The organism is Providencia stuartii (assembly GCF_029277985.1).
Lineage (GTDB): Bacteria > Pseudomonadota > Gammaproteobacteria > Enterobacterales > Enterobacteriaceae > Providencia > Providencia zhejiangensis.
In genome coordinates this window covers 2,192,507-2,209,155 of sequence record NZ_CP119546.1, presented here as the reverse complement: position 1 = coordinate 2,209,155, position 16,649 = coordinate 2,192,507, and the positions used below count along the sequence as shown (strand labels likewise).

Genomic DNA, 16,649 nt, shown 5'->3' with positions numbered 1-16,649 from the left:
TCTACCTGATAAAACGCCAGACGCAACCAATTATTTTTTTTATGGGGCTAACTTATGGATAACAATATTCAATCTATAACACAAAATGAACTTCTAGAAAAAGCCAATGAGATCATAAGGAAGCATGATGACTTCATTCATGGGATGTTCGTTCATACCGTCGAGCAACACCGTGACACTTTAGTCTTTAAAGGTGAATCTTTTCTCGATGCCAATGGTATTCCAACAACCAAAAGTGCCGCGGCTTTCAATATGTATAAACATCTATCACATATACTGTCTGAACAGTATCGCCTTAAGTAATAATGCCTAAGCAAAAAATTACCGGCTTTTAGCCGGTAATTAATAATAGTTATGAAATGTATTTTTTGCGAGAAAACTTAATCTCAATTTAATTACATAAATGGCTTCTGACCGCGCTGCCACCAGCGTAATAACAACTTATCGACATTTTCAGAAACACTCCCCGTAAACCTTTCTAACATTTTTTTACTTTGAGTATAACGAACACTGATTATTTCTTTGGTTTCTACCGCAGAAATAATAATATCATCACTGACACCAATTTGATCAATCAACCCTTTCTCAAGTGCTTGACTACCATACCAGTATTCGCCAGTCGCAACCGCATCGATATCCAATGATGGGCGGTTTTGATGAACAAACTGCTTAAATAACTCATGAGTTTCATTAAGGTTTTCAACAAACTTCTTACGCCCTTGTTCGGTATTCTCACCTAACATAGTTAACGTACGTTTGTATTCACCCGCAGTATGTAACTCAACATCAACATCATGTTTTTTTAACAAACGGTGGATATTAGGTACTTGAGCAACCACGCCTATTGATCCTAGGATAGCAAAGGGAGCCGCAACAATTTTATTCGCGATACAGGCCATCATATAGCCACCGCTTGCCGCAACTTTATCGACAGCTATCGTTAACGGAATATTTTTTTCTTTAATGCGCGAAAGTTGCGATGCAGCCAAACCATAGCCATGCACCATCCCACCAGGGCTTTCAAGACGTAATAAAACTTCATCATGAGCTTCTGCCACAGCCAGAATAGCACTGACTTCTTCTCTTAAAGAATTCACTTCTCGCGCATCCATACTGCCTTTAAAGTCTAAAACATATAAACAAGGCTTTTTAACTGTCGTTTGACCTATTTTAGCCCCTGCTTTTTCATTTTTTTCCTGCACCTTTTGTTGTTTCTTAAATGCTTTCATCCAAACTTTATGCTCAGATGCATTCATTTTAACTTGCTGCATTTGGCGTTGGCGCTCACGATAATTCTCACCTAAATCAGTAAGTTTTAGCTCACCTCTACCACCTTGGCGACGCATTCCAACACCAAAAACAAAAACGGCTAGTGCGATAATCGCAACGACTATCGTGACAACTTTTGCCAAAAATAGTCCATACAGAGAGAAATACTCCACAAAATCATCCTTCTCATGTTTATCTTGATAAAAATAGTCTCATGATTGCTCTTAAACAACCAGTAAAATAACTCTGCTTTTTATCGTAATTTCACTTAAATCTCTACGCTACATTAGCCAATAGCATCAATCAATGAGATGATATCGTAACTGTTAACAAATAGGATAGGAAAAATACTATGCTCCACTATCAACCCAAACATGACCTGCTAAGTCGTAAAACCCTTTTAGTTACTGGGGCCGGTGATGGTATTGGCCGTGAAGCCGCATTAACCTATGCCCGCTTCGGTGCCTCTTTAATCCTTGTAGGTAGAACAAAACATAAGCTTGAAAGCGTTAGCCAAGAAATCGAAAAACTCACTGGCAAAGCGGCTGATATCTATGTATTAGACCTATTAACAGCCCCTTATGAACAGTATGTTGAGTTAGCCGATGAAATTGCTAAAAAGCACCCTTATCTTGATGGCGTGTTACATAACGCTGGGCTATTGGGTGTTGTAGCACCAATCATCGAGCAGCCCGCTGACTTATGGCATGATGTTATGCAGGTCAACGTTAATGCTTCATTTATGTTAACTCAAGTTTTGCTTCCTCTATTATTGAAAGCGCCAAACGCATCCCTTGTTTTCACCAGTTCCAGCGTAGGTAAAAAAGGCCGCGCAGACTGGGGAGCTTACTCTGTTTCTAAATTTGCGACTGAAGGCCTAATGCAGATTCTCTCTGAGGAGTATAAAAATACTGGCTTACGTGTGAATTGCATTAATCCAGGACGTACACGAACCAGTATGCGTGCTAGCGCTGCGCCAGATGAAGATCCAATGACCATCAAAGCCCCCGCTGATATCATGCCAATCTATCTATTCTTGATGAGTAATGATAGCTTACGTAAAACTGGCATTAGTTTTGATGCTCAACCGGCTCAACAAGTCAAGGCAACGGAGTGATTTTATGTCTCAAAGTCGACATGAAGAACGCCAACAACGTCTAAAAGAAAAAGTCGATGCTCGAATTGAATCCGCTCAATTAGAGCGAGGCATTTTGCTTGTTTTTACAGGGAACGGTAAAGGCAAAACAACCGCGGCATTTGGTACAGTTTGCCGAGCGGTAGGTCATGGCCAAAAAGCGGCGGTAGTGCAATTTATCAAAGGCAGCTGGGATAACGGTGAACGTGAATTATTGCAACCTCATGGTGTCGCTTTTCATGTCATGTCCACAGGTTTTACATGGGAGACCCAAGATCGTGAAGCCGATACCCTTGCCTGCCTTGATACATGGCATCATGCACAACAGTTACTGACCGACCCATTAATCGATTTGGTTGTGCTTGATGAAATCACTTATATGATTAGCTACAATTATCTGCCGCTAGAAGTCGTGATACATGCCCTCACTCATCGGCCTGAAAATCAATCAGTGATTATTACGGGACGAGGCTGTCATCGTGATTTACTCAATTTAGCCGATACTGTAACAGAAATGCGCCCTGTCAAACATGCATTTGATGCCGGTATAAAAGCCCAAAAAGGGATAGATTGGTAACTCTCTTTTCAACTGCCGGTAGGCTCACTCGCGTATCGGCAACTTAGTGATACATCAACGTACCAGCACCAAATATCGCGCGTGTTTGCTGCATAAATTCAGCATATTTACGTTTTTCTTGTAATGAGCTTCTATCGCTCCCCATTTGGCTATAAATGATCGCCATATGCGAAATTTTATTATGATATTGATTGTAATAAAATTGCTTTCTTTGCGGATCGAGTGAACGCCGGAAGCTATCAATCAGATTAACCACCTCTTGAGCATGCAGCTGCAAGGCCTCATCTGAAAAATCGGGTTGAGTGAGAGGGTAATCAAAATGAACTGTCACTGATTGATTGGCGTGATTCACCATTTTTTTCACAATAAGCTGTGATATCAATCCATCCTCTTGATGAATTAAGTCTACTAATTCTTTATGCGTCAAACATTTCGTTTTCACTTGGCTGACTGTTGTCGAGCTGTTTATCTCTTCAGGCACCGCTTCCCCAACGTGAAAATCACAATTAAACACATTATTATCAATAATATAATCATTACTACTATTGATTCTACCATTTAGCAGATAACCATTCACGACTAAGGATTGTTTCTTTAAATGATGAATAGAAGGAATACCTTCAGTGCCATGAACAAAACTGTATGTATAATAAATTTGCTTATTGGGATTGAGAATGCCGCCTTTATTGCCTGGGTACACAATAAATTGTACAGCTTTGCCTGACATTGTCGTCATCAAATGCGGCCCTGGCCGTAATAGAATACTGCCCACCCCTTGATGTGGAATAACGATCGGCTGGTAATCGATAAAAAATATCAAACTTTCTGATGAATCGTTTGTAAAATAAAAACGCCCACTTTCAGATGTTATCGTTTTGGGATCATCACAAGCACTAATACTGAAGCCTAAACTAACGACTAGCAACGTCTTGATTAATCGAAAACCAATCATAGAAGACAATAACCTTTTATTCTATCCTTACAGTTAATGAAAGTACCGTAAACACCGGGTATTCTCAAATACGTTTTTATCATTTTGTGACAAATACATTACTAGAATTAATAAAAAAGGTTATAGAAAACTCTATAACCTTTTTTAAAGAAATAATAAATCCAAATATCGTTAGATACGTGTACGGCGCTTCGCTGTCGGTCTAGATGATTGGCGTTTAGAGGCCGGTCTTGAAGCGACTTGTGAATGACGTTTAACTGCACGACGGATTTGATTCGCTTTAATACGTCGTTGGTCACGTTCAACCGCCACTTTCGTTTCCGTTTCTGGCTCCAGTTCCACCAGCTCTCTTAAGTAGTTGGTTTGTTCCAGTCCCAGTTCTGTCCAACCACCACGTGGTAAGCCTTTTGGTAGGTCAATATCACCATATCTTACACGGATCAGGCGGCTAACTTGTACACCTACGGCTTCCCATAAGCGACGCACTTCACGGTTACGTCCTTCCGTTAAAGTAACGTTATACCATTGGTTCATACCTTCACCACCTCGGTATGAAACTGTTTTAAATGCTGCGGGACCATCCTCAAGTTGAACACCTTGAGTTAGCTGACGTATTTTCGCATCGGTAATTTCACCAAATACACGCACAGCATATTCACGTTCAACTTCACGACTTGGATGCATCAAACGGTTTGCCAGCTCACCGTCAGTCGTAAACAGTAATAATCCACTTGTATTAACATCAAGACGTCCAACAGCAATCCAGCGTGCACCAACAAGTTTTGGTAAACGGGTAAAGACTGTCGGGCGACCTTCAGGGTCATGACGAGTACATAACTCCCCTTCAGGTTTATAGTAAGCCATTACACGGCAGATCTCTTTTTCAGCTTCTTTTATCGCTAAAATACGCCCATCTAATCTAATTTTTGTCGATGATTTAACTTCAATGCGATCACCTAACGTGGCCATTTTACCATCGACACTGATGCGCCCTTCTTTTAAAAAGGATTCGATTTCACGGCGGGAGCCATGCCCTGAACGGGCAAGAATTTTTTGTAACTTTTCAGTTTTTTGCGGTTTGGCGCTCATATAACCCTCAAATGTCGCCTTCACAGGCGTCAGATAATTTTTCGTCAATAATGATGACAAAAAATAACGAATTGGAAAACCTGCGCATTATACACAGGTTTATGGAGATCCCCTATTATTAATCCATATATCGAACTTAACGTTATTCGAACGGAGATGGGTCACCGGTGCCAACACGGACAACAACTGGGCTATCGTCAGTTAAATCAATGACCGTCGTTGGTTTCTGGCCAATATAGCCTCCATGGATAACTAAATCGACCTGTTTACCCAGTACGTCACGGATTTCTTCAGGATCGGATTGCGTAAAATCATCTCCTGGCATTATCAGGCTGGTTGACATTAATGGTTCACCAACGGCTTCAAGCAAATCACGAGCAATTGGGTTTGATGGCACTCTTAACCCAATTGTTTTACGCTTTTCATTCATCAAACGGCGCGGAACCTCTTTTGTGCCACGAAGAATAAACGTGTAATTACCCGGTGTATTGTTTTTGATTAAACGAAATGCCGTATTATCAACATGGGCGTAATTGGAGAGTTCAGAAAGATCACGACACATTAAGGTGAAGTTATGATTTGCATCCAGTTGGCGTATACGGCAAATGCGTTGCAGCGCATCTTTTTCCTCTAAACGACAACCTATCGCATAACCAGAATCCGTCGGATAAACAATCACACCACCTTTATTTATAATTTCAACACTTTGCGCAATTAGCCGTGCTTGTGGATTATCCGGATGGATATAAAAAAACTGACTCATACAGACCTCTGATCTTTAGTATTGACAGCATCATCCGGTAAAAAACCTTAAAATGGTACTATCTTTTATTAATTATTTACCCTAGTGCACACACCTGTCATGATATGTTCACTGAATGATTAGGTTAGTTTTTAACAAGTTAACTTGCTTATCGTGTGCCAATTCAATGACCCAGAAGCGCCAAATAACGTCACCTCTCCACCATTAAATTTTTCTCTCTATCGCGATAGAAAATAAGCAACTTAACCTGAATCCACTTAAGTATAATGCGTATATTTTACACCGTATTTATTATACATCAACGGTTTATGCTGTTTTCACCTCATTCCATAGGGTCCAGACAGCCTGTTGGTCATCCGGCAACCAAAGGTTACGACCTAACTCTATCCATGAACAAGGGCGATGAAAATCTGACCCCACAGAGGTTTTTAAATCATTTAATAGAGCCAATTCCGCTAAATATTGCTTCTCGTTTGCGGGTTGTTGGCAATGAGATACTTCCATCGCATCCCCTTGAGACTGCTTAAAATAGGCAACTAACCGTTTGATCCATTTATTGGATAGTTGATATTTCGATGGATGAGCGAGTACTGCAACGCCTCCTGATTGATGAATGGCATTCACTGCATCATCAATACTGCACCATTTGGCCGGAACATACCCTATCTTCCCTTTTGATAAATAGCGTTTAAAGACATTATTAATATTTTTTTCTTTGCCTATTTTCACTAAATACTGTGCAAAATGCGCTCTGGTCACCTGCCCACCTGTTGCAATTTGCAATGCATTTTCCCATGCGTCCGGTATGCCCTCTTTTTGTAAACGCCGACCCATTTCGATCCCGCGTTCTAAACGTAGCTGAGACTGTTGCTTTAATAATTGAACCATTGACGGCGCAGTAGGTGAAAAATTTAACCCAACAATATGAATCTCAATATTTTCCCATAGCGTTGAAATTTCAACGCCATTAATGAGTGTTAGAGGCCGTTGTGTTTGTTCAAGGTATTCACGCGCCTCAATAACCCCTTCACATGTATCGTGATCGGTGATGGACAGCACATCAATTCCCATATCAATCGCACGCTCAATCACGTCACTTGGGGATAAATCACCATCGGAGGCATTCGTATGGCAATGTAAATCATACCGAGTAATTAATGGACTCGAAAATTGTGACATAAGGTGTTTTTCTCCTTTTTTCCAATTTCTGGATATTTTTCCTAAATATAAATAATAAACAGCTTGACACAATCAATGCGATCCAGTTTACTAGTACACAGGACGGCTTGCTAGCCGATATTAGTTTGATTATCCAGAGAGGCACTTATGGCTATCATTAATTTATCAAATCGTTGGTGGCGTAACTTCCCAAATTGGGCGGAAGTCGCACACGCATAAATTTGATATGCCTTAGTGCCAAACCCGCCTTTATCAGCGGGTTTTTTTATGTCTAAAAACAATATAAAAGGCAATAAAATGAATAACCAAAACACAACATTACCACATTTTAGTTTTCTGGATAGCCCAATTAACTACCAGCAAGACCCTACATTGCTATTTCATCATCTGTGTCAGGATACACCGGCGACGATGCTATTAGAATCGGCCGAAATCAATAGTAAAGCAAACTTACAAAGCTTGCTGATTGTTGACAGTGCTCTACGCATTCGAGCGTTTGGTCAACGTGTAGAAATCGACGCACTCACCGATAATGGCTGCCAATTACTCCCTGTGCTCGCAACACACTTAGCAGATAAAGCACAACATTGTGAATTATCCGCCCAACATTTGACCGTCTCCTTTAAGCAGCCTAGCAGTGATCTCGATGAAGACAGTCGTTTAAAAAGCCCATCATGCTTAGATGTATTACGTTTGCTACCAACACTGGCACAGGCTAATTCACACCAAAGTGACAATTTATTTGTCGGTGGGCTATTTGCTTATGACTTGATCGCCAGTTTTGAATCACTGCCAGAAGTGAAAAATATCAATCGTTGCCCAGATTACTGCTTCTTTGTCGCTGAACACTATTTAGTGATCGACCATCAAAATCAGGCTGCTCGCCTAAAAAGTTGTCTTTTTTCAACTGTTGATGAACATATTCAAACGGTGACGCAACGACATAACCAAATCATTGCCGCATGCCGTCCATTTTTATCCCCTCTACCATTAGGTGAGGCGGAAAAATTCAGCGTAAAAACCAATAAAAGTGATGAGCAATACGGTGCTGTGGTCAATGCGATGAAAGAAGCGATTTATCGTGGTGATATATTTCAAGTTGTACCATCACGTAAATTTTCAATGCCTTGCCCTTACCCATTAATCGCATATCAAAAACTGAAAGCACAGAACCCGAGTCCTTATATGTTTTTTATGCAAGACAATGATTTTTCGCTATTCGGAGCCTCACCCGAAAGTGCGCTGAAATACAATGCGAGTAGCCGTAAGGTCGAAATCTACCCCATCGCTGGCACGCGTCCTCGCGGTCGCGATGCTTCAGGTAAGATTGATTTAGACCTTGATAGTCGTATTGAACTGTCAATGCGAACTGATCATAAAGAATTAGCCGAACATTTTATGCTCGTGGACTTAGCACGTAATGACCTCGCGCGTATCTGTACCCCAGGTAGCCGTTATGTGGCGAATTTAACCAAAGTGGATCGTTACTCATACGTCATGCACCTTGTTTCGCAAGTTGTCGGTACGCTACGTGATGACCTCGATATCTTTCATGCTTATCAAGCGTGTATGAACATGGGCACACTGACGGGGGCGCCTAAAGTCAGAGCGATGCAATTAATCGCGGAATATGAGCAAGAGCGCCGCGGTTCTTATGGTGGCGCGGTTGGTTACTTTACCGGTAAAGGCGATTTTGATACTTGCATCGTCATCCGTTCTGCTTATGTCGAAAATGGTATTGCTACCGTACAAGCCGGAGGTGGTGTAGTACTTGATTCATCACCACAAAGTGAAGCTGATGAAACACGTAATAAAGCTCGTGCTGTTATTCGCGCGATTGCCCAAGCCCACCAAGCAGAGGAGTTGTTCTAATGGCTAACATACTATTACTCGATAATGTTGATTCTTTTACTTACAACCTTGTCGATCAACTCCGCTCTGGTGGTCATCAAGTCGTTATTTATCGTAACACGGTGAGTTCAGAACATATTTTATCCGTTCTCAATAAGATGGAATCGCCATTACTCGTGCTCTCTCCCGGTCCGGGTAAACCCAGTGATGCGGGCTGTATGCCTGACGTTCTACAACAGGTTATCGGTAAGTTACCTATTATTGGTATCTGTTTAGGTCATCAAGCGATTATCGAAGCTTATGGTGGCCATGTTTCTGCCGCTGGGGAAATTCTGCATGGTAAATCGTCTATGGCAACACATGACCAACAGGCGATGTTTAGCGGACTTGATAATCCAATTCCTGTCGCTCGCTATCATTCATTAGTGGGTAGTCAAATCCCTGAAAAATTAACAATTTGTGCACAGTCGAATGGCATGGTGATGGCTGTACGTAATGATCATGACCGTGTTTGTGGTTTTCAATTTCATCCGGAATCTATTTTAACCACTGAAGGTGCCATTTTACTGGAAAAAACCGTGGCATGGGCTCTTTCAACACCAACTTGCTCAATCACACCATCGTTATAACCAGGGAAGAGAGAACCTATTATGCAAACTATTTTCGATAAATTATTCCGTGCCCAAGCGCTGACACAACAAGAAAGCCAACAATTATTTAATGCCATCATTCGCGGTGAATTAACTGAGGCGCAATTAGCCGGTGTATTAGTCAGCATGAAAATGCGTGGTGAACAACCAGAAGAGATTGCTGGTGCAGCATTGGCTTGCCTAGAAAATGCGCAACCTTTTCCACGTCCTGATTACCCCTTCAGCGATATTGTCGGTACAGGAGGTGATGGTGCAAATAGTATCAATATCTCTACAGCCAGTGCTTTTGTTGCCGCACAAGCGGGTATTAAAGTGGCTAAGCATGGCAACCGTAGTGTATCTAGCCGCTCAGGCTCTTCGGATTTACTCGCTGCTTTTGGTATTTCATTGGATTTAAGTGCCCAAAGCGCGCGCGATGCACTAGATGAATTAGGCGTGTGTTTCTTATTTGCCCCACAATATCACAGTGGTTTTCGCCATGCGGCGCCTGTACGTACCCAACTAAAAACACGAACTTTATTCAATGTACTGGGGCCACTGATTAATCCTGCACGCCCACCTATTGCCTTAATTGGTGTGTATCAAGAAACATTGGTTGAACCTGTAGCAAAAACGCTACAAATGCTTGGTTTTACACGTGCAGCTGTGGTACACAGTGGAGGAATGGATGAAGTCTCTCTTCATGCAACAACTCAAGTTGCAGAGCTCAATCAAGGAACTTTATCTTTTTATCAGCTCACTGCCAGTGATTTTGGTTTGCAACCGTATCAGCTGTCTGACCTAGAAGGTGGAACGCCCGATGAAAATCGGATTTTGTTGAGCAATTTGTTACAGGGTCACGGAAAACCAGCCCACGAAGCCGCCGTTGCAGCGAATGTTGCCATGCTAATGCGTATTAATGGCTTTGAAGACCTCAAGGCCAATAGCGAACATGCTCTAAATATTATTCGTAGTGGTGCCGCGTATGATCGTGTTACTGCTCTAGCGTCAAGGAACCAATAAAATGAAAGCGACTGTATTACAAAAAATTGTTAATGATAAGCTAACGTATTTAGCGGCGCGCAAAGCTAAACAGCCTTTGGATAGCTTCATTGGTCAAGTCACCCCTGCTAGCCGCAGTTTCTATGAAGCCTTATCAGCAAAAAAACCGGCTTTCATACTTGAATGTAAAAAAGCATCGCCATCAAAAGGATTAATCAGAGAAGACTTTGATCCGGCAGTGATTGCCAACATATATGCCCCCTATGCTTCCGCGATTTCTGTCTTAACCGATGAGAAGTACTTCCAAGGTGATATGGCGTACCTGACCATCGTTAGCAATACCGTTAAACAACCGGTTTTATGTAAGGATTTCATTGTCGACCCTTACCAAATTTACCTTGCGCGGTATTATCAGGCAGATGCTATCTTATTAATGCTCTCCGTCGTCAATGATGAGGAATATATTGCACTCGCTGACGTCGCACACCAATTAAATATGGGTGTATTAACCGAAGTCAGTAATGAAGAAGAATTACAACGCGCCATAAAGCTAAAAGCACACGTTGTCGGTATTAACAACCGTGATTTACGTGACCTCTCGATAGATTTAAACCGAACGCGTCAACTCGCACCACGTTTACCAAAAGAGACGATTATCATCAGTGAGTCAGGTATTCACCGTCATCAACATATTCAAGCCTTAAGCCAGTACGTAAATGGTTTTCTAATTGGCAGTGCATTGATGGAACAAGCGGATATCGACAAAGGATTACAAAAATTATTAATCGGTGAACATAAAGTCTGTGGACTTACTCGAGGCCAAGATGCTAAAGCCGCCCTCACAGCTGGCGCAACATACGGAGGACTGATTTTTGCTGAAAGCTCCCCGAGAAAAGTGACACTGTCACAAGCAAAACAGATTGTCCATACTGTACCTCTACAATATGTCGGTGTATTTCGTGATCAATCTACTGATTTTATTGCCCACATGGTAGAACAACTCGCACTCTCCGCGGTACAACTGCATGGCAATGAAGATATCGACTATGTGCAAAATCTGCGCGCTATCTTACCTAAACATTGTGAAATTTGGAAAGCGGTCAACATGTCGCAACCTGACTTTAGTCAGTTTGAAGGACAACCCATTGACCTACTCGTTCTCGATAATGGCGCTGGTGGCAGCGGACACACCTTTGATTGGGAAAAAATACCTAGTCATAGTCCGTTCCGCGTTATGGTTGCCGGCGGATTAAACGCTGACAATTGTCGACAAGCGGCAACACTATTATGCAATGGCCTTGATTTTAACTCCGGTGTCGAAGTTGAACCTGGTATCAAAAGCGAGACAAAGATCAAACAAGTTTTCAGTTGTTTAGCCAGCTAATGCCCCATTGATTGGCATTATATTTGGCTTCAACGCCCTAAACTGAACCCTAATTAAGTCGCATGACATAAAGAGATGAATAATAAAATGAGTAAATTAGATCCCTACTTCGGTGAATTTGGTGGACAATATGTTCCAGAGATTTTAATCCCTGCGCTTAATCAGCTTGAAGATGCATTTATTGACGCACAAAACGATCCTCAATTTATAAAAGAGTTTCATGACTTACTCAAAAACTATGCGGGTCGACCAACGGCGCTCACACTCTGCCGAAACTTAACCGACGGTACTAAAACAAAGCTTTACCTTAAGCGTGAAGACTTGCTACACGGTGGTGCACATAAAACCAACCAAGTATTAGGCCAAGCGTTATTAGCTAAAAGAATGGGCAAAACCGAGATTATCGCTGAAACAGGCGCGGGTCAGCATGGTGTAGCGACAGCACTCGCTTGCGCATTACTTAATATGAAATGCCGTATTTATATGGGGGCAAAAGATGTAGAACGCCAATCACCTAACGTCTTTCGCATGAAATTAATGGGCGCAGAAGTCATTCCTGTACACAGTGGTTCAGCGACATTAAAAGATGCGTGTAATGAAGCGCTTAGAGACTGGTCTGGCAGTTATGACAAAGCGCATTATCTGTTGGGAACGGCAGCGGGTCCACACCCATATCCAACAATTGTACGCGATTTCCAACGCATGATTGGTGATGAAGCGAAACAACAAATTTTGGAAAAAGAAGGCCGTTTACCCGATGCCGTCATCGCCTGTATTGGCGGTGGTTCAAATGCGATTGGTCTATTTGCTTCATTTATTCCAGAAGAAAATGTCCGTTTAATCGGTGTGGAACCTGCCGGATTGGGGATAGAAACCGGTCAACATGGTGCCCCACTTAAACATGGCCGTGTTGGGATCTACTTTGGAATGAAATCCCCCATGATGCAAACTGACGAAGGACAAATCGAAGAGTCTTACTCAATTTCAGCAGGACTGGATTTCCCTTCTGTCGGCCCTCAGCATGCGCATTTGAATAGTATTGGCCGAGCAGATTATGTCTCTATTACTGACGATGAAGCCTTAACGGCTTTTAAACTGTTATCTCGCAAAGAAGGGATCATCCCCGCGCTAGAATCATCTCATGCGCTCGCTTATGCCCTGAAGCTGGCTGAACAAGAGCCAAATAAAGAGCAATTGTTGATCGTTAATCTATCGGGCCGTGGCGATAAAGATATTTTTACAGTACACGATATTTTAAAAAGCAAGGGAGAAATCTAATGGAACGCTATACACAACTTTTTAAGCGTTTGAGCAGTGTAAACCAAGGTGCATTCGTTCCATTCGTCACATTAGGTGATCCTGACGCTGAACTTTCGCTGAAAATTATTGATGCTTTAATTGCTGGTGGCGCAGATGCCTTAGAAATTGGTATTCCATTTTCGGATCCACTTGCTGATGGGCCTACCATTCAAAATGCCAACTTAAGGGCATTTAAAAGTGATATTACACCAACGCTATGTTTTGAACTTTTAGCTCGTATTAGACAAACACATCCTGACATGCCAATTGGCTTATTAGTTTATGCTAATTTAGTGTTCAGTAATGGCATTGATCATTTTTATTCGCGTTGCCAGCAAGCTGGCGTAGATTCTGTATTAGTTGCAGATGTACCTATGCGAGAATCAACACCATTTCGTCAATCTGCAATTGCTCACGGTATTGCCCCCATTTTCATCTGCCCACCCAATGCTGATGAAGCATTAATTAAGCAAATTGGGGAGTATAGCGAAGGTTATACGTATCTATTATCCCGTGCTGGTGTCACTGGGACAGAAAAACGTGCTGAAATACCATTGACTAACCTCATTAGTCAATTAAGCCAATATCAGGCAGCCCCTGCTCTACAAGGGTTTGGTATCTCTGAACCAGCACAAGTCAGTGAAGCTATTGCCAATGGCGCTGCGGGAGCGATTTCAGGTTCTGCTGTTGTGAAAATTATTGAGAATAATCTGCAACGCCCAGATATCATGCTAGCTGAATTAACTCAATTTGTGAGAAAAATGAAAGCAGCTACACAAAAATAACCTGTAACCATAACGACAGATTGCCCATATCTTATATGGCAATCTGTCTACCCTATCTATTTTATACCCACTATTTTCTTCTTTAAGTTGAATTTTTTTCGCTTTCTACTGATACTAAAACTATCAGTGATACACCATGATCTATAGTCTCTGATAAATTTTTGCTGGATGACTTAACAATCAACGTATTTTGTAGTTTGAAACGTTAGGAGATAAAAGGATGAAATTATTCAAATCCGTTAGTGCATTATTTGTCGCTATCTTTATGGCTTTCACACTCGCGGCCTGCGCACCAACAGACAAATCTGAAGGTACCGGTGGTTATATTGATGATACCGTCATTACAACTAAAGTAAAATCAGCGCTACTGGCTGAGAAGGATTTAAAATCAACACAAATTAGTGTTGAAACCTTTAAAGGCCGAGTGCAATTAAGTGGTTTTGTTGATTCAAGAGCTGACGCTAATAAAGCGATTGAAACAACGAAAAAGGTCAAAGGCGTTCAGTCTGTGATTGATTCAATGAAAATCCGCTAAACGGTTACCTGTCAATTTTATCAATATCAGCTCAATTTGGGCTGATATTGATAGCCTAAATTAATTTTATATATCTCAATAAAATGATCACTGCCATTTATTATAACGCAATGAGTTACGCGCATGTTTAATTATTGTTAAAAGATGTGGCTTTATTATTTCCTGACAGATAATTTATAAAAACTCAGCGATTATTTTTCGGATATATTATTTCTTAATAAAAAAATCCGAGAATATAGATTCTCGGATTTACGATGACACTCTCATCCATTAGAGTTAATTTTTTACCTATTATCTAAGGTCTTCAATACAAATTGATTAGAAACGGTAACCCGCACCAAACATAAATACAAATGGGTCTAAGCGAGTATCAATTTTATGTTGCTCACCTTGGAATTTGAATTTAACGTCAGTGTCGATATCCATCCACCAAACTGAAGCGTTCAACATCCAATTATCCGTTAGCATGTAGTCCATACCTGCTTGTGCAGCAAAGCCCCATGAGCTTGATAGGTCTAGGTCGCTCAAACCAAGCTGTTTAGCACCTGAATTGAATTTCTCATCAAAGAAGAAGGTATAGTTAAGACCCGCACCTAGGTATGGGCGTAATTTATCTTCTTTGCTACCAAAATAATATTGCGCCATTAATGTTGGTGGTAAATGATGGACTGTCGCAATATTACCTAATTCACCTAAACTAACTTTATGCTCAAATGGTGTCGCAGCTAATAATTCCACACCAATATTATCTGTCACCATGTAGCTGAATGTCAGACCTAATTGAGTATTATTATTCGCATTAAAGTGACCAAGATTTAATACATCTTCAGATCCTGCATTTGGACGAACAGTTGCAGTACCCGCACGGAAAATAAAATCGCCAGCTTCATGAGCAAATGAAGCTGCTGGTGCAAGAGTTGCAGCAGCTAAGACAAGCGCAGTGAGTTTTTTCATTATTAATCCCATTCCTGTGTTTTTATTTTGGTATAAAATATACCGTTTAATTTTATTTAATGTTCAAATCAAGATCACATCTTTTAATAAAAATGACCTAATCTGACTACGTTGAATTTATTATTTCATTTATAAATTTTTTAATTTTGATTTAAATCAATTTTTGTCAGGTATACGTTTAAAATAAGAATTGATCCCTCGCTTTTGTTATTTTATTCAAAAGATATAAATTATATTTTAAATGCATCTTATGTAGAGTTAGATCTATTTAAGATAACAATAGTCCTTCATGAAATAACAATCCGCATTTATCCTTTTTTGCTCACCCCTCGTCTTATCTGAACTTTCTCTACCTATACGTTAGATACTCGGTTACAATCACCTAAAATTTTGTCCCGTTTTTGTAGATAGGAGCAGTTACATGTCCATTTCGGCCAACTCACTCATCAATGATAGTGTGAATTTTTTCAAGAATCAGTTGGGTGGCCTATTCACAATTGTGCTGTTAGCAACGGTTGTCAGTGTTGTGATTTACGCAATAATGGTACCAAATGCCCATATGCTTGCCGTTTTGTATAATGCACAGGCACAATTAATTGATTCAGGAAATTCAGGCTTACAAAATTGGGTACAAGACCTTTCGGAAGAAGATAAAAGCAGTATCTTACGCGTTTCTTTTGGTCTTATCCTATCGGTTACCTTTGGTAGCCTAATCTTGATTTGCGGTGTTTTATCCTATATTGCGGGGTTATCCCGTGGCGAAGACATCACCGCAACTCAAGCGTTATCAGCATCTTTACCTAAAGCGCCTTCTATGTTTTTGCTGTTAGTTGTCTGCTCTTTGCTGGTGCAACTCGGCATCACTATTATGCTGATCCCAGGGATAGTGCTGGCTATTGGCTTCTCATTAGCCCCCGCGGTACTCATGAGTGAAAATGTTAATCCCTTTAGCGCAATGGGGAAAAGTTGGAAAATGGCCTATGCCAACTGGCGAGTGGTATTACCGATGGTTCTGATTTGGATGGCATCGCAAATGCTCGTCAGCATATTAATTAACAAACTCCAACTCAATCACATCGTTGCTAATGGGTTGTCCTTTTTCATCAACAACATCATTGCTGCTTTCGCGTTGTTGTATTTTTATCGGTTATATATGCTGATCACTCAAAAGTAATCATTACTGATTAAAAATGACGCTCAACGGCACCTTAAATGTTCTCTCATTAAGGTGCCGTTTGATTTTATA

General features: G+C 41.0%; 15 protein-coding genes, 1 pseudogene and 1 other annotated feature. Of the genes and pseudogenes, 10 read left to right on the top strand and 6 right to left on the bottom strand.

The genetic code is table 11. From position 1 onward, the window contains the following. Positions 1-54: 54 nt before the first annotated feature. Complete coding sequence (locus P2E05_RS09650; RefSeq protein ID WP_154624946.1) at positions 55-303, top strand: DUF2498 family protein; 249 nt, start codon at positions 55-57, stop codon at positions 301-303. Positions 304-395: 92 nt separating this feature from the next. On the opposite strand, the gene sohB is transcribed toward P2E05_RS09650, so the two are convergent. Next, complete coding sequence (gene sohB / locus P2E05_RS09645) at positions 396-1,442, bottom strand: protease SohB (protein WP_163861558.1); 1,047 nt, start codon at positions 1,440-1,442, stop codon at positions 396-398. A gap of 179 nt (positions 1,443-1,621) precedes the next feature. Here sohB and P2E05_RS09640 point away from each other — a divergent pair, with 179 nt between their 5' ends. Together P2E05_RS09640 and cobO are read left to right on the top strand one after the other, a co-directional pair. Then, complete coding sequence (locus tag P2E05_RS09640; RefSeq protein WP_154624945.1) at positions 1,622-2,386, top strand: YciK family oxidoreductase; 765 nt, start codon at positions 1,622-1,624, stop codon at positions 2,384-2,386. A 4-nt stretch (positions 2,387-2,390) separates the two neighbouring features. Beyond that, positions 2,391-2,981, top strand: coding sequence for a cob(I)yrinic acid a,c-diamide adenosyltransferase (gene cobO, locus P2E05_RS09635; RefSeq protein ID WP_250000442.1), 591 nt, complete (start codon positions 2,391-2,393; stop codon positions 2,979-2,981). A 43-nt stretch (positions 2,982-3,024) separates the two neighbouring features. Here cobO and P2E05_RS09630 read toward each other — a convergent pair whose 3' ends face one another. The 4 genes from P2E05_RS09630 to rnm all read right to left on the bottom strand — a co-directional run bounded on the left by P2E05_RS09630 (position 3,025) and on the right by rnm (position 6,964). Then, a complete protein-coding gene (locus P2E05_RS09630; protein ID WP_154624943.1) occupies positions 3,025-3,933 on the bottom strand; it encodes a hypothetical protein in 909 nt (302 codons plus the stop codon). 171 nt (positions 3,934-4,104) lie between these two features. After that, the gene (gene rluB, locus P2E05_RS09625; RefSeq protein ID WP_154624942.1) at positions 4,105-5,022 is read right to left on the bottom strand and encodes a 23S rRNA pseudouridine(2605) synthase RluB; all 918 of its coding nucleotides are present in this window, start codon (positions 5,020-5,022) and stop codon (positions 4,105-4,107) included. 142 nt (positions 5,023-5,164) lie between these two features. Further along, positions 5,165-5,785, bottom strand: coding sequence for an L-threonylcarbamoyladenylate synthase (locus P2E05_RS09620; protein WP_154624941.1), 621 nt, complete (start codon positions 5,783-5,785; stop codon positions 5,165-5,167). Between the two features lie 306 nt (positions 5,786-6,091). After that, positions 6,092-6,964: an RNase RNM gene (gene rnm, locus P2E05_RS09615; protein WP_272657938.1), complete on the bottom strand. Its 873-nt coding sequence runs from the start codon at positions 6,962-6,964 to the stop codon at positions 6,092-6,094. 168 nt (positions 6,965-7,132) lie between these two features. Further along, positions 7,133-7,233: a sequence feature (Trp leader region), on the top strand. 28 nt (positions 7,234-7,261) lie between these two features. Between rnm and P2E05_RS09610 the strand changes: the two genes are divergently transcribed. The 6 genes and pseudogenes from P2E05_RS09610 to P2E05_RS09585 all read left to right on the top strand — a co-directional run bounded on the left by P2E05_RS09610 (position 7,262) and on the right by P2E05_RS09585 (position 14,449). After that, positions 7,262-8,836, top strand: coding sequence for an anthranilate synthase component 1 (locus P2E05_RS09610; protein WP_154624949.1), 1,575 nt, complete (start codon positions 7,262-7,264; stop codon positions 8,834-8,836). Beyond that, positions 8,836-10,467 (top strand): annotated as a pseudogene (gene trpD / locus P2E05_RS09605) (bifunctional anthranilate synthase glutamate amidotransferase component TrpG/anthranilate phosphoribosyltransferase TrpD). Before P2E05_RS09610 ends, trpD begins: the two are co-directional and overlap by 1 nt. A 1-nt stretch (position 10,468) precedes the next feature. Then, a complete protein-coding gene (trpCF, locus tag P2E05_RS09600; RefSeq protein ID WP_163861555.1) occupies positions 10,469-11,830 on the top strand; it encodes a bifunctional indole-3-glycerol-phosphate synthase TrpC/phosphoribosylanthranilate isomerase TrpF in 1,362 nt (453 codons plus the stop codon). Positions 11,831-11,917: 87 nt separating this feature from the next. Further along, entirely contained in the window at positions 11,918-13,108 is a 1,191-nt protein-coding gene (trpB, locus tag P2E05_RS09595; RefSeq protein WP_154624936.1) for a tryptophan synthase subunit beta, read from the top strand. Then, positions 13,108-13,914, top strand: coding sequence for a tryptophan synthase subunit alpha (gene trpA, locus P2E05_RS09590; RefSeq protein WP_154624935.1), 807 nt, complete (start codon positions 13,108-13,110; stop codon positions 13,912-13,914). Before trpB ends, trpA begins: the two co-directional genes overlap by 1 nt. Positions 13,915-14,134: 220 nt before the next feature. After that, on the top strand, positions 14,135-14,449 hold the full coding sequence (locus P2E05_RS09585; RefSeq protein ID WP_154624934.1) for a BON domain-containing protein: 315 nt from the start codon (positions 14,135-14,137) through the stop codon (positions 14,447-14,449). Positions 14,450-14,767: 318 nt separating this feature from the next. Here P2E05_RS09585 and ompW read toward each other — a convergent pair whose 3' ends face one another. Further along, positions 14,768-15,403 (bottom strand): outer membrane protein OmpW, encoded by a 636-nt coding sequence (gene ompW / locus P2E05_RS09580; protein ID WP_154635701.1) that lies wholly within the window; start codon positions 15,401-15,403, stop codon positions 14,768-14,770. A gap of 421 nt (positions 15,404-15,824) precedes the next feature. Here ompW and P2E05_RS09575 point away from each other — a divergent pair, with 421 nt between their 5' ends. Next, positions 15,825-16,577 carry a YciC family protein gene (locus P2E05_RS09575; RefSeq protein WP_154624646.1) on the top strand — a complete coding sequence of 251 codons (753 nt, stop codon included), beginning with the start codon at positions 15,825-15,827 and terminating at the stop codon, positions 16,575-16,577. Positions 16,578-16,649 lie beyond the last annotated feature (72 nt).